Raw genomic sequence first — 13,499 nt, forward strand, 5'->3', positions numbered from 1 at the left:
GGGCGGTGTCCTAGGCCACTAGACGAAGGGGACGAAACCTTCGTAGGAATCCGCAAAACCAACCGCGTATTCCCGGCAATTTGGTGGAGCTAGACGGGATCGAACCGTCGACCTCTTGCATGCCATGCAAGCGCTCTCCCAGCTGAGCTATAGCCCCGAATTCGCCATCAGGCGGGCGATCTTCCGATCGCTTCGACAACCTTCCGGTCATCGACACGCTCATCCATTGCTGGGACGGATGAACATGAAGTGGCGTCCCCTAGGGGACTCGAACCCCTGTTACCGCCGTGAAAGGGCGGTGTCCTAGGCCACTAGACGAAGGGGACAATGAAACCTTCGAAAAGTAAGGCCAGCGATGCTGGCCTTGGAATGTGGTGGAGCTAGACGGGATCGAACCGTCGACCTCTTGCATGCCATGCAAGCGCTCTCCCAGCTGAGCTATAGCCCCAAAGTACCGCTGGATCGCTTCACTTCGTTGAGTTCGTCGTGAAGACGGGGCGCATACTAAGGGTGAGGCTTGAGGCTGTCAACATTATTTTTCATCGAAACCTAAAAAATTTTACCGGAAGAACAATCACTTACCTCCCCTCCCCAAAAAACGAGGCCCGCAACTGGGCGGGCCTCGTCATCGACTGTGGAAGAACGCCGGTCAGCCGGGAATGGCGTCGCGGATCTTCTCCCATTCCTTGGTTTCCTTTTTCGACGCCCCGCCCAGCAGCTCCAGGGCCTGGCGCAAGCGATAGCGCGACAGGTCGGCACCAAGGATCTCCATGGCGTCCAGCACCGAAACCGAGCTGGCATGCCCGGTGATGGCCGGGAACATCAGCGGCATCACGTCGCGCAGCTTGAGCTGGAGGTGTTCGGCGACAGCCTGGATGCAGCCGGTGATGCGTTCCTTCTCCCACTGGCGCAGGGATTCGAGTTTCCACAGCACCAGTTGCAGGACCTGGCGGACCTGGGTCGGATCGAGCTTCTTGTGTTCGAACAGCGAAGCGTCCAGCGGCACCCCGCCGCTGAAGAAGAATCCGGCCAGCGGTGCGATCTGGCTGAAGTTCTCCACCCGTCCCTGCACGTGCGGAGCGATCTTCATCAGGTATTCGGGATTCAACGCCCACTTCTGCACCTCACGGGCGAACTCCTCCACGGACTGCTCGCGGATCCACTGCCCGTTCAGCCAGGAGAGCTTCTCCAGGTCGAAGATCGGTCCGCCCAGGGAGACGCGCGACAGGTCGAAATGCTCGATCATCTCGGCGAGGGTGAATTTCTCGCGCTCGTCCGGCATCGACCAGCCCATCCGCCCGAGGTAGTTGAGCAGCGCCTGCGGCAGGTAGCCCATGCGTTCGTAGAAGGTGATAGAGGTCGGGTTCTTGCGCTTGGACAGCTTGCTCTTGTCAGGGTTGCGCAGCAGCGGCATGTAGCACAGCTGCGGCTGCTCCCAGCCGAAATACTCGTAGAGCTTGATCAGCTTGGGCGCCGACGGCAGCCACTCTTCGCCGCGCAGGACGTGGGTGATGCCCATCAGGTGGTCGTCGACCACGTTGGCGAGGAAGTAGGTGGGCAGGCCGTCGGCCTTCATCAGCACCTGCATGTCCATGCGATCCCACGGAATCTCGACATCGCCGCGGAGCATGTCCGGCACCACGCAGACACCCTCGGTCGGCACCTTCATGCGGGTGACATGGGACTCGCCGGCGGCGAGGCGGCGCTGCACCTCATCCTTCGGTAGGTGCATGCAGTGGCCGTCGTAGCGCGGGGTTTCCTTGCGCGCCATCTGTTCGGCGCGAACCGCATCGAGGCGCTCGGGCGTGCAGAAGCAGGTGAAGGCATGGCCCTTCTCGACCAGTTCGTCCGAATACTTCTTGTAGATGTGCCCGCGCTCGCTCTGCCGGTACGGGCCATGCGGGCCGCCGACGTCCGGGCCCTCGTCCCACTCGATGCCGAGCCAGCGCAGGGCGTCGTAGATCTGCTGCTCGGACTCCCGCGTCGAACGCAACTGGTCGGTGTCCTCGATGCGCAGGATGAACTGACCGCCGTGCTGACGCGCGAAGCACAGGTTGAACAGCGCGATGTATGCGGTACCGACGTGCGGGTCGCCCGTCGGCGACGGGGCGATGCGAGTACGAACAGTGGTCATGGAGACTCTCTTGCCAAGCGGAAGTTAAAACGGAAATTCAGGGGCGCGATGTTATCAGGCGGGCCGCCTCCGGCTCCAGTAAACGACCGGTGTCGGCCGGCAGGCGGCTGATCAGGAAATCGAGGAAGGCCTTGACCTTCATCGCCTGGAAACGCCGCGAAGGATAGACCGCATACAGTTCGCCAACCGGCAACGGCACGTCCGCCAGCAAACGCACCAGACGCCCGCTGTGCACGCTCTCCGCACAGATCAGCGCCGGTAGCGCGGCAATGCCGGCACCGGCGACCACCGCCTCGCGGGCGAAGGTGATGTTGTTGCAGGACAGCACCCGCTGGCAGGGCAGGCTGTCTCCGGAAAGCGGCCAGTAGCGCTGGGAGTCGGTGGACAGAAGGACCGCGCGATGCCCGGCAAGCTCGGCCACCGATGTCGGCGTGCCGTGCGCCGCCAGGTAGTCGGGGCTGGCGCAGAGCCAGCGGCTGGTAGAGAGCAGGCGACGGGCCACCAGGGTGGAATCCTCCGGCTGGCCGACCATGATCACGATGTCGACGCCCTCCTGCAGCGGATCGACGCTGCGCGAGGCCAGCTCGACCTCGGCGGTGATCTGCGGGTACTGGCGCATGAAGTCGCCCAGCAGGCTGGCGAGGAACATCTGGCCGAACTCTATCGGCGAGGTGATCCGCAGCAATCCCGACGGCGCCTGCTGCAGCTGCATGACCGCCTGCTCGGCCTCGGCGAAATCGTGCATGATCTGCCGGCAGCGCTCGTAGTAGGCCTGCCCTACTTCGGTCAGGCGCAACTTGCGGGTGGTGCGATTGAGCAGGCGCACGCCCAGGCGCTCCTCCAGCAGGGCGATGCGCCGGCTCACCGTGGACTTCTGCATGCCCAGGCTCTGCGCGGCCTGGGTGAAGCTGTGGTACTCCACCACGCGGGTGAAGATCAGCGCATCATCAAGCCCCATTATTGTTCCCTATAAGCAACAAAGAGTCCGAAGTGTAGCGCCTATAACGTCCGGCGGAACACTGCTAGATTGGCCGAATTTTGCCGACGGAACACTCCACCCATGCCCGCCCAACTCAAACGTCGCCTGACCGTCTTCCTGGTGGCCGTCGGCCTGATCGCCCTGGCCTTCTTCCTGCACTGGTGGTTCATCGGCCGCCACGTGGAAAGCACCGACAACGCCTACGTCCAGGGCGAGATCACGCGGGTGGCCAGCCAGTTGGGCGCGCGGGTCGAGGAAGTCCTGGTGCGCGACAACCAGCACGTGGACAAGGGGCAGCTACTGGTACGCCTGGAAGACGCCGACTTCAAGCTGGCCGTCGAGCGCGCCCAGGCCGCGCTGGCCACCCGCGAGGCGGAACTGGCCCAGGCGCGCAGCAAGCTGGTGCAGCAGGGCAGCCTGATCGCCGCCAGCGCCGCCGACGTCAACGCCAGCCAGGCAACCCTCGGCCGCGCACAGATCGACCTGAACCGCGCCGAAGCCCTGCGCAAGCCCGGCTACGTTTCCGAGGAACGGGTCACCACCCTCACCGCCGACAACCATGTGGCTCGCTCGCAACTGGCCAAGGCCCGCGCCGACCTCGAGGCACAACGCGTCCAGCGCGACACCCTGGGCGCCGAGATCAAGCGCCTGGAAGCGCAGATCGCCAGCGCCCGCACCGAACTGGCGCAAGCCGAAATCAACCTGTCACGCACCCTGATCCATTCGCCGATCAACGGCCTGGTCGGCCAGCGCAGCGCACGCAACGGCCAGTACGTGCAGGTTGGTACCCATTTGCTGTCGCTGGTGCCGGACGAAGACATCTGGGTCCAGGCCAACTTCAAGGAGACCCAGGTCGGCCGCATGCGCGACGGGCAGAAGGCGCGCCTGACCTTCGACGCCTTCCCCGACACGCCTATCGACGGCCGCATCGATAGCCTGTTCGCCGCTTCCGGCGCGCAGTTCAGCCTGCTGCCACCGGACAACGCCACCGGAAACTTCACCAAGGTGGTGCAACGCATCCCGGTGAAGATCGTGTTCGAGGCCGACAACCCGCTGCATGGCCGCATCCGCCCCGGCATGTCCGTCGAAGCCGAGGTCGAGCTCCGTGACCGCTGAGGCGCTGGCCCGGCCGCTTGGCGAACCGACCCGGGGCGACTGGATCGCGGTGCTCAGCGCCATGCTCGGCGCATTCATGGCGGTGCTCGACATCCAGATCACCAACTCCTCGCTGAAGGACATCCAGGGCGCGCTGGCGGCGACCCTCGAGGAAGGCTCGTGGATCTCCACCTCCTACCTGGTGGCGGAGATCATCATGATCCCGATGACCGCCTGGCTGGTGCAGCTGCTCTCGGCAAGGCGCCTGGCGGTGATGATCTCGGTGGGTTTCCTGGTGTCCTCGCTGCTCTGCTCGTTCGCCTGGAACCTGGAAAGCATGATCGTGTTCCGCGCCATGCAGGGTTTCACCGGCGGCGCGCTGATTCCGCTGGCGTTCACCCTGGCCCTGGTCAAGTTGCCGGAACACCACCGTCCGAAGGGCATGGCGCTGTTCGCCATCACCGCCACCTTCGCGCCCTCCATCGGACCGACCCTGGGAGGCTGGCTGACGGAAAACTTCGGCTGGGAATACATCTTCTATATCAACGTGCCGCCGGGCCTGTTGATGATCGCCGGGCTGCTCTACGGCCTGGAGAAAAAGGCGCCGCACTGGGAACTGCTGAAGAGTACCGACTACGCCGGCATCGTCACCCTCGGCATCGGCCTGGGCTGCCTGCAGGTCTTCCTCGAGGAAGGTCACCGCAAGGACTGGCTGGAGTCGCAACTGATCGTCAGCCTCGGCAGCGTCGCCCTGTTCAGCCTGGTCCTGTTCGTCATCCTGCAACTGTCGCGGCCGAACCCGCTGATCGACCTGGGCATCCTGCGCAACCGCAACTTCGGCCTCGCGAGCATTTCCAGCATCGGTCTGGGCATGGGTCTGTACGGCTCGATCTACGTACTGCCGCTGTACCTGGCACAAATCCAGGGCTACAACGCCATGCAGATCGGCGAGGTGATCATGTGGATGGGCATTCCCCAGCTGTTCCTGATCCCGCTGGTCCCGAAGTTGATGAAGCTGGTCTCGCCGCGCCTGCTCTGCGCCGCCGGCTTCGGCCTGTTCGGCCTTGCCAGCTTCTTCTCCGGAGTGCTCAACCCGGACTTCGCCGGACCGCAGTTCAACCAGATCCAGCTACTGCGCGCCCTCGGCCAGCCGATGATCATGGTGACCATTTCGCTGATCGCCACCGCCTACCTGCAGCCACAGGATGCCGGCTCGGCCTCGAGCCTGTTCAACATCCTGCGCAACCTCGGAGGCGCCATCGGCATCGCCCTGCTCGCGACCCTGCTCGACAGTCGCGCCAAGGTGTACTTCGACTATCTGCGCGAAGCCCTGGTGCCGACCAACCCGCAGGTCGACGAACGCCTCGCGCAACTCGCCGCGCAACTGGGCAGCCAGCAGGCGGCGCTGGGCAAACTCAGCGAGATCACCCACCAGCAGGCGATGATCATGGCCTACAACGATGCTTTCCATGTCATCGGCATGGTGCTCGCAGTGAGCATGCTCGCGGTGCTGCTGACCCGCTCGCTGCCGGCCGGCATCGGCGCCCGCGCCGACGCCGGGGCTCACTGAGGTTCAGACGTTGACCAGGCGCTCGCGCAGCGTCTGGATCTCGTCGCGCAGTTGCGCCGCCGCCTCGAACTCCAGGTCGCGGGCCAACTGGTACATCTTTTCCTCCAGTTGGCGGATGCGCTTGCTGATCTCGCTCGGCGAGCGCAGTTCGTTCTCGTAGCGCCCGCTCTCCTCCGCCACCTTGGCCACGCCCTTGCGCTTGCCGCGCGCGCCGGGCACCACGGCGCCTTCGAGAATGTCCTTGATGTCCTTGCGCACCCCCTTGGGCACGATGCCATGGGCTTCGTTGAAAGCGATCTGCTTGGCCCGACGCCGCTCGGTCTCGTCGATCGCACGCTGCATCGAGCCGGTGACGTTGTCGGCGTAGAGGATCGCCTTGCCGTGCAGGTTGCGCGCGGCACGACCGATGGTCTGGATCAGCGAGCGCTCCGAGCGCAGGAAGCCTTCCTTGTCCGCGTCGAGGATCGCCACCAGCGACACCTCGGGCATGTCCAGGCCTTCGCGCAGCAGGTTGATCCCCACCAGCACGTCGAACGCACCGGCGCGCAGGTCGCGGATGATCTCCACTCGCTCGACGGTATCGATGTCCGAGTGCAAGTAGCGCACCCGCACGTCGTGATCGCCGAGATAATCGGTGAGGTCCTCGGCCATGCGCTTGGTCAGGGTAGTCACCAGCACCCGCTCGTCCTTGGCCACACGCTGGCGGATCTGCGAGAGCAGGTCATCCACCTGGGTCATCGCCGGGCGTACCTCGATCTCCGGATCGACCAGCCCGGTGGGACGCACCACCTGCTCGATGACCCGCCCGGCATGTTCCGCCTCGTAGGGGCCCGGGGTGGCGGAGACGAAGATGGTCTGCGGACTCACCGCCTCCCACTCTTCGAAGCGCAGCGGCCGGTTGTCCAGCGCCGAAGGCAGGCGGAAACCGTATTCCACCAGGGTCTCCTTGCGCGAGCGGTCGCCCTTGAACATCGCGCCGACCTGCGGAACGCTGACGTGCGATTCGTCGATAACCAGCAGCGAGTTGGCCGGCAGGTAGTCGTAGAGCGTCGGCGGCGGCTCGCCGGGGGCCCGCCCGGAAAGATAGCGCGAGTAGTTCTCGATGCCGTTGCAGTAGCCCAGTTCGAGGATCATCTCCAGGTCGAAACGCGTGCGCTGCTCCAGGCGCTGGGCTTCCACCAGCTTGTTGTTGTTGCGCAGGTAGTCCAGGCGTTCCTTGAGTTCGGCCTTGATCTGGTCGACCGCCTCCAGCAGCGTCTCGCGCGGGGTCACGTAGTGGCTCTTGGGGTAGAAGGTGAAGCGCGGCAGCTTGCGGATCACCTCGCCGGTGAGCGGGTCGAAGGCCGAGAGACTTTCCACCTCGTCGTCGAACAACTCGACACGAATCGCCTCGAGATCGGATTCGGCCGGGAAGATGTCGATCACATCGCCACGCACACGGAAAGTCGCACGGGCGAAATCCATGTCGTTGCGGGTGTACTGCAGGCTGGTCAGTCGCCGTAACAGTTCGCGCTGGTCGATGCGGTCGCCGCGGTCCAGGTGCAGGACCATCTTCAGGTAGGACGCGGGATCACCGAGGCCGTAGATGGACGACACGGTGGCGACGATGATCGCATCCGGACGCTCGAGCAGCGCCTTGGTCGCCGACAGGCGCATCTGCTCGATATGGTCGTTGATCGAGGAGTCCTTCTCGATATAGGTATCGGAAGACGGTACGTAGGCCTCCGGCTGGTAGTAGTCGTAGTAGGAAACGAAGTACTCCACGGAATTGTGCGGGAAGAACGTCTTGAACTCCCCGTAGAGCTGGGCCGCCAGGGTCTTGTTCGGCGCCAGGACCAGGGTCGGGCGCTGCACCTGGGCAATCACGTTGGCGATGCTGAAAGTCTTGCCAGAGCCCGTCACCCCCAGCAGGGTCTGGTGCGAAAGCCCCGCCTCCAGCCCCTCGACCATCTGCCGGATGGCTTCCGGCTGGTCGCCGGCGGGCTTGAAGCGCGAGTCGAGTTGGAACGTATCCATGAAAAACCTCGCAGGGAGCTGTGACGCCAAGGAAAATCCGGCGTCAGAAATAGCTGAAAGCATGCACCTAAATGTCGCCGCATGCATCAAGGGGTGTCTATAATAACCCCCCGTTTGCGCAACCCTTTGCGCCCCCGCATAACGGGTTGCGTTGCCCTCCTCTCTTCACACTCCGAGCAGCCGCAAAATGAGTCTGTTTTCTGCCGTCGAAATGGCACCGCGTGATCCCATCCTTGGCCTGAACGAAGCCTTCAACGCCGATACCCGTCCGGGCAAGATCAACCTGGGCGTGGGCGTGTACTACAACGAGGAGGGGCGCATTCCGCTGTTGCGTGCCGTGCAGGCTGCCGAGAAGGCCCGCATTGAGGCCCACGCGCCGCGCGGCTACCTGCCGATCGAAGGGATCGCCGCCTACGACCAGGGCGTACAGAAACTGCTGTTCGGTAACGAATCCGAGCTGCTGGCCGCCGGCCGCGTGGTCACGACCCAGGCCGTCGGCGGCACCGGCGCCCTCAAGCTCGGCGCCGACTTCCTCAAGCGCCTGCTGCCCGACGCCACCGTGGCCATCAGCGACCCGAGCTGGGAAAACCACCGCGCACTGTTCGAAGCCGCCGGCTTCCCGGTGCAGAACTACCGCTATTACGACGCCGCCAGCAATGGCGTGAACCGCGCCGGCCTGCTGGAAGACCTGAATGCCCTGCCGGCCCGCTCGATCGTGGTCCTGCACGCCTGCTGCCATAATCCGACCGGCGTCGATCTCGAGCTGGACGACTGGAAACAGGTGCTGGACGTGCTCAAGGCCAAGGGCCACGTGCCGTTCCTCGACATCGCCTACCAGGGCTTCGGCAACGGCATCGAGGAAGACGCCGCCGCGGTGCGCCTGTTCGCCCAGTCGGGCCTAAGCTTCTTCGTTTCCAGCTCGTTCTCCAAATCCTTCTCGCTCTATGGCGAACGCGTCGGCGCCCTCTCGATCGTGACCGAAAGCCGCGATGAATCGGCCCGCGTGCTGTCACAGGTGAAGCGGGTGATCCGCACCAACTATTCGAACCCACCGACCCACGGCGCCAGCGTCGTCTCCTCCGTGCTCAACAGCCCGGAACTGCGGGCCCTCTGGGAGCAGGAACTGGGCGAGATGCGCGACCGCATCCGCGACATGCGCCTGGCGATGGTCGAGCAACTGGCAGCCCACGGCGCCAAGCGCGACTTCAGCTTCGTCGGTCGCCAACGTGGCATGTTCTCCTATTCCGGCCTGACCGCCGACCAGGTCGAGCGTCTGAAGACCGAGTTCGGTATCTACGCCGTCAGCACCGGCCGTATCTGCGTCGCCGCGCTGAACAAATCGAACCTGGAGACCATCACCAAGGCCATCGTCCAGGTCCTGTAGGGAAAAAGGGGAAGTCATCGGGAGAGGCTTGACTTCCCCTTTTTAATCAGTAACATACGCCTCGCTGTTCCGCGATAGCTCAGTCGGTAGAGCAAATGACTGTTAATCATTGGGTCCCTGGTTCGAGTCCAGGTCGCGGAGCCAAATTCAAAGCCCTCGGCACATGCCGGGGGCTTTTTCGTTATCGGGACGAAAGTTCGGCCCTTCAGTCGCACCTCACTCGATGACGATCCGCGACCGGTTCTTCTCCAGCAACGCCGGGCCTACCCCCTTCACTTCCAGCAGTTGATCCACCGAGACGAACGGACCATGGGCCGCACGATACTCGAGGATCGCCCTGGCCTTGGCCTCGCCGACACCGTTGAGCCCCCGTATCAGGGCGGCCTCGTCGACCGTATTGATATTGACCTGCTCCCCCGGCGACACGGTCGTCGCAGGTGTCGTTGAGGCCAGCGGATTCTTGGCGACGGCGACCGGTGCGGCGGAAGCCGAAAACGGAAGACAGGCGAACAGGATGAGAAGCAGAGCGGATTTGATTAGGTGCATGGGTGCACTCCTTCAGAGATGAATGACCACGTAGAGGGCTTCATGCCCATCCACGAAACCACCTTATCGCCGTGGAACGCACCTGGATCGACAGCCCCAGCAAAGCAGTCGCTTCCTGGTCCGGCACCGGAAACATCGTACGGAGAAAACAAAAAAGGCCGCTAGGCGGCCTTTTCCGGAGAACGATGACTCAGGGTTCTCGCCGCCTCTGGCGATAGATCCAGTCGACGATTTCACCGTCAGGCGCATAGCCGCTGACGGTTTCCCGCAGCAACTGGCGAACCCGTGAGTAGTCGTCCTTCTCCACGGCGGCCAGCAACTGCTCCAGCACGACCTTGAAGGCCTCCCAGCTCAGGTGTTCCTCGTTGGCCCGCATGATCATCGGATGGTCGGTGGGATTCACGTTGTCACCGATCAGCAGCTCTTCGTAGAGCTTCTCGCCAGGACGCAGGCCACTGAACTCGATGGCGATGTCACCATGGGGCGAACGCTCGGAACGCACGCTCAGGCCGGACAGGTGGATCATCTTCTCGGCGAGCTCCAGGATCTTCACCGGCGGCCCCATGTCCAGCACGAATACATCTCCGCCCTGCCCCATCGAACCGGCCTGGATGACCAACTGCGCCGCCTCGGGAATGGTCATGAAGTAACGGGTGATGCTCGGGTGGGTGACCGTCACCGGGCCGCCGCGCTTGATCTGCTCGCGGAACAGCGGAATGACCGAGCCGGACGAACCGAGGACGTTGCCGAAGCGGACCATGGTGAAACGGGTCTTGTTGACGTGATGCACGTCCTTCCGGTCGCCGAACAGCACCGGCGCCGATTCGTTGCTGAGCGCCTGAAGGACCATCTCCGCCAGGCGCTTGGTGCTGCCCATCACATTGGTCGGCCGCACCGCCTTGTCGGTGGAAATCAGCACGAAGTTCTGCACGCCGACCTGCACCGCGGCCTGCACCGCATGCAAGGTGCCTATCACGTTGTTGAGAACGCCTTCGGCGATGTTGTGCTCGACGATCGGCACATGCTTGTAGGCCGCCGCATGGTAGACGGTATTGACCTTCCAGGTACGCATCACGTCCACCAGGCGCTCGGGATTGCGCACCGAACCGAGGATCGGCAACAGGTTCACCGAAAGCGACTCGCGCTTGATCCGACGCTCCAGTTCCTGATGGATGCTATAGAGGTTGTATTCGCTGTGTTCGAACAGGATCAGCACGCTAGGCGAACAACTCATGATCTGCCGACAGAGTTCCGAACCGATAGAGCCGCCCGCCCCGGTCACCATCACCACCTGACCGCGGATGCACCGTTCCAGCAGCTCCTTGCGCGGTGCGACGCTGTCGCGCCCCAGCAGGTCAGCGATGTCCACCTCCTGCAGGTCATCCACCTTGACCCGGCCGCTGGCCAGGTCCATGAAGCCGGGCATGCTGCGCACGTGCAGCGGGAACGGCTCCAGGGACTCGAGAATCTCTCGGCGCCGGGCCCGAGTGGCGGAAGGAATCGCCAGGAGAACCTCCTGCGCGCCCGTCTCGTCGATCATCTGGCGGATATGCTTGGCGGTATAGACCCGCAGACCGGCGATGACCCGGTTGGCGATCTGCTTGTCATCATCGATGAACGCCACCGGACGCATCGCCCGACCGAGACGCAATGCCGCAACCAACTGGTTGCCGGCCGCGCCAGCGCCATAGATGACCACCCTGGGCAGGCCGTCCTGGCGATTGAGAAATGGTACCGACTGCACAGCAGAGTACCAGTCGCCCATGAAATACTGGCGCATAGCCAGACGCAAGCCGCCGATCAGCAGCATGCTCAACCACCAGTAGTTGAACACCAGGGAACGCGGCACCACCGCCGGCGGGGAGCGGTACCAATAGACCAGCAACGACAAGACCAGCGCGGAAATGGTGACGGCCTTGGCGATCGCGATAAGGGCGTCGTTGCCTAGGTAGCGCATCACCGCCCGGTACATGCCGAAGCGGATGAACAGGGGAATGGCCACCAACGGGGCGGCGATGAACAGCCAGGCATGGCCCTCGAAGGGGCTGATCATGTCTTCCGTGCCCAACCGCACCAAGAATGCCAACCAAAGGGAGAGCCAGACCAGCGCTACGTCGGCAAGGACCTGCAAGATCCTTTTATAACGACGCGGCAGCCCCAGCAGTCGAACACGCAAACCATCTATCATCCAGCTCTCCCCACTCCTTTCTAAACAGCTCACAAGCGTAACCAGATTAGCAAATCCAGATAGAGACAAGCACTGAAACGTCACACCAGGCCTGGGTTAGGCTCAAGAGGGGTGCGAAAGGTTCCAGAAGTCAAACCGTCTCCAGCGATCCGGCACGAAACCTCACGGCAATCAAGATCAGAGGCAAGTATGCAACAAACACACCTAGTAGCGCATCGACCATTCCCAAGCCAACTGCCAGAGCAAATGGAAAGAGCCAGAGAACATTTATGAAGAAAACTCCCAAGGTGACAGGCAAATGCTTTCCGAAGTATCGAGATGCGTACTGATACGCATGACTCCGATGGGCTTCATAAATGCGATCCCCACGAAGAAGTCTTCGTAATAAAGTAAATGTTGCATCGACGACAAAAATACCCAGAAGAATCAGCCAACTCCAAAAAAGCTCCGGGGCCACCCATGCTGCTTTGACGGAAAGCGCCCCCAAAACGACACCCAGGAATCCGCTTCCCGCATCTCCCATGAATATCTTTGCCGGAGGGAAGTTCCAAATCAAAAAGCCCAGAACGGCACTTGCAAGCACGGCAAGAACCCAAATCCCTTCATTATCCAGCCCCTTTCCCAGGCAGAAAAGAAGCAGTACACCGCCAAGGCAAACGGTTATGGCTTCTATACCGGCAATTCCATCGATTCCATCCATGAAGTTATAGAGGTTAAGCATCCAAACCAAGTATATGGCGGCCAATATATGACCAAACCACCCCATATCAAGGGTGGTACCTAGAAGAAGCAGCGGAGGAAAACCGCCCAGCCAATAAAGTATCCAGGATGCAGCTGCAAAATGCCCGAGAAGCCTCCAGCGGGCAGCGATATGTCCATGGTCGTCAAGGAAGCCAATAGTAGCGATACCAAGGCCCGCCCCGAATAATGCAATCACAAAAGTCCAATCGGCAACCCCTAAGAAACCCAGAAGCAGTATTGCCAGCAAAAAACTTATCACTATAGAGACGCCTCCTCCCCGTGGAGTAGGCATGGAATGGGAGCTACGGTCGTTGGGTACATCAATCACGCTATTGGCCAGCGCATATCTCCGCAAAATTGCCGTCAGCAGGAAAGCCAAGGCAGCTATTATAGGAAGAATAATTATTAAATTCATTCTTTAGAATCCAGAAAGTGGCGCGCCGTCTCCTTCAAAGCCTCATCGACGTTCAAAGGTGGATGCCAAGCCAAAAGTTCTTTTGTCTTGCTTATATCAACCTGCAAAGACCCAAGCAATCGCTGGGAGAAAGCACCCTTACCAAGCATTCCTGCTATAAACTTCATAAGAAAAACAGGCACAGGAAGCAGCCGGGCAGGCGCACCCAATGCAATCCCCATGCGTTTTAAAAGTTCTCTCGTGGAAAGATCTTCATCGTCGCTTACCAAAAATACTTGATTCGCGGCCGAAGGGTGCTCAAGGCAGGAGGTGATCAAATCGACAAGATTGGTCAACGCCACCAAGCTTCTTCGATTGTCAACCAGAAGGAAGGGAAGCGGAATCCTCTTATTAATAACGGGTATACGGATTTAATGGTTGATGGGGCACCT

At 61.8% G+C, this 13,499-nt stretch carries 9 protein-coding genes, 4 tRNA genes and 1 pseudogene; 4 read left to right on the forward strand and 10 right to left on the reverse strand.

From position 1 onward, the window contains the following. Positions 1–81: 81 nt before the first annotated feature. The 5 genes from HMPREF2914_RS25505 to HMPREF2914_RS25525 form a co-directional block, all read right to left on the reverse strand. Positions 82–157, reverse strand: a tRNA-Ala gene (locus HMPREF2914_RS25505). 93 nt (positions 158–250) lie between these two features. Then, a tRNA-Glu gene (locus HMPREF2914_RS25510) sits at positions 251–326 on the reverse strand. Between the two features lie 46 nt (positions 327–372). Beyond that, positions 373–448 (reverse strand) — tRNA-Ala (locus tag HMPREF2914_RS25515). A gap of 201 nt (positions 449–649) precedes the next feature. Continuing rightward, positions 650–2,134 carry a glutamate--tRNA ligase gene (gene gltX, locus HMPREF2914_RS25520; RefSeq protein WP_003104596.1) on the reverse strand — a complete coding sequence of 495 codons (1,485 nt, stop codon included), beginning with the start codon at positions 2,132–2,134 and terminating at the stop codon, positions 650–652. Positions 2,135–2,171: 37 nt separating this feature from the next. Beyond that, positions 2,172–3,092 carry a LysR family transcriptional regulator gene (locus tag HMPREF2914_RS25525; protein WP_003091419.1) on the reverse strand — a complete coding sequence of 307 codons (921 nt, stop codon included), beginning with the start codon at positions 3,090–3,092 and terminating at the stop codon, positions 2,172–2,174. A gap of 102 nt (positions 3,093–3,194) precedes the next feature. Here HMPREF2914_RS25525 and HMPREF2914_RS25530 point away from each other — a divergent pair, with 102 nt between their 5' ends. Both HMPREF2914_RS25530 and HMPREF2914_RS25535 read left to right on the forward strand, forming a co-directional pair. Continuing rightward, on the forward strand, positions 3,195–4,229 hold the full coding sequence (locus HMPREF2914_RS25530; RefSeq protein WP_003091421.1) for an HlyD family secretion protein: 1,035 nt from the start codon (positions 3,195–3,197) through the stop codon (positions 4,227–4,229). 49 nt (positions 4,230–4,278) lie between these two features. After that, positions 4,279–5,778, forward strand: a complete 1,500-nt coding sequence (locus tag HMPREF2914_RS25535; RefSeq protein WP_003130539.1) for an MDR family MFS transporter — start codon at positions 4,279–4,281, stop codon at positions 5,776–5,778. Positions 5,779–5,781: 3 nt separating this feature from the next. Here HMPREF2914_RS25535 and uvrB read toward each other — a convergent pair whose 3' ends face one another. Further along, a complete protein-coding gene (uvrB, locus tag HMPREF2914_RS25540; protein ID WP_003104590.1) occupies positions 5,782–7,794 on the reverse strand; it encodes an excinuclease ABC subunit UvrB in 2,013 nt (670 codons plus the stop codon). A gap of 187 nt (positions 7,795–7,981) precedes the next feature. Here uvrB and HMPREF2914_RS25545 point away from each other — a divergent pair, with 187 nt between their 5' ends. Next, positions 7,982–9,178 (forward strand): amino acid aminotransferase, encoded by a 1,197-nt coding sequence (locus tag HMPREF2914_RS25545; RefSeq protein ID WP_003104588.1) that lies wholly within the window; start codon positions 7,982–7,984, stop codon positions 9,176–9,178. A gap of 68 nt (positions 9,179–9,246) precedes the next feature. Continuing rightward, a tRNA-Asn gene (locus tag HMPREF2914_RS25550) sits at positions 9,247–9,322 on the forward strand. A 72-nt stretch (positions 9,323–9,394) separates the two neighbouring features. Here the strand turns inward: HMPREF2914_RS25550 and HMPREF2914_RS25555 are convergent. From HMPREF2914_RS25555 to HMPREF2914_RS32010, 4 genes and pseudogenes are all read right to left on the reverse strand, one after another. Then, positions 9,395–9,724: a ComEA family DNA-binding protein gene (locus tag HMPREF2914_RS25555; RefSeq protein WP_003138486.1), complete on the reverse strand. Its 330-nt coding sequence runs from the start codon at positions 9,722–9,724 to the stop codon at positions 9,395–9,397. A gap of 190 nt (positions 9,725–9,914) precedes the next feature. Then, positions 9,915–11,912, reverse strand: a complete 1,998-nt coding sequence (locus HMPREF2914_RS25560) for a polysaccharide biosynthesis protein (protein WP_023091542.1) — start codon at positions 11,910–11,912, stop codon at positions 9,915–9,917. A 130-nt stretch (positions 11,913–12,042) separates the two neighbouring features. Beyond that, the gene (locus HMPREF2914_RS25565; RefSeq protein WP_009313766.1) at positions 12,043–13,068 is read right to left on the reverse strand and encodes an MraY family glycosyltransferase; all 1,026 of its coding nucleotides are present in this window, start codon (positions 13,066–13,068) and stop codon (positions 12,043–12,045) included. Continuing rightward, positions 13,065–13,463 (reverse strand): annotated as a pseudogene (locus HMPREF2914_RS32010) (NAD-dependent dehydratase); the annotation flags it as partial. The gene HMPREF2914_RS25565 and the pseudogene HMPREF2914_RS32010, both read right to left, overlap by 4 nt. Positions 13,464–13,499 lie beyond the last annotated feature (36 nt).

It is taken from the genome of Pseudomonas sp. HMSC067G02 (genome assembly GCF_001813485.1).
GTDB classification, from domain to species: domain Bacteria; phylum Pseudomonadota; class Gammaproteobacteria; order Pseudomonadales; family Pseudomonadaceae; genus Pseudomonas; species Pseudomonas aeruginosa.

Coding starts and splice junctions, on each gene's coding strand:
- gltX (WP_003104596.1), bottom strand. CDS start 2,134: ATGACCACTGTTCGTACTCGCATCGCCCCGTCGCCGACGGGCGACCCG.
- HMPREF2914_RS25560 (WP_023091542.1), bottom strand. CDS start 11,912: ATGATAGATGGTTTGCGTGTTCGACTGCTGGGGCTGCCGCGTCGTTAT.
- HMPREF2914_RS25555 (WP_003138486.1), bottom strand. CDS start 9,724: ATGCACCTAATCAAATCCGCTCTGCTTCTCATCCTGTTCGCCTGTCTT.
- uvrB (WP_003104590.1), bottom strand. CDS start 7,794: ATGGATACGTTCCAACTCGACTCGCGCTTCAAGCCCGCCGGCGACCAG.
- HMPREF2914_RS25530 (WP_003091421.1), top strand. CDS start 3,195: ATGCCCGCCCAACTCAAACGTCGCCTGACCGTCTTCCTGGTGGCCGTC.
- HMPREF2914_RS25565 (WP_009313766.1), bottom strand. CDS start 13,068: ATGAATTTAATAATTATTCTTCCTATAATAGCTGCCTTGGCTTTCCTG.
- HMPREF2914_RS25545 (WP_003104588.1), top strand. CDS start 7,982: ATGAGTCTGTTTTCTGCCGTCGAAATGGCACCGCGTGATCCCATCCTT.
- HMPREF2914_RS25525 (WP_003091419.1), bottom strand. CDS start 3,092: ATGGGGCTTGATGATGCGCTGATCTTCACCCGCGTGGTGGAGTACCAC.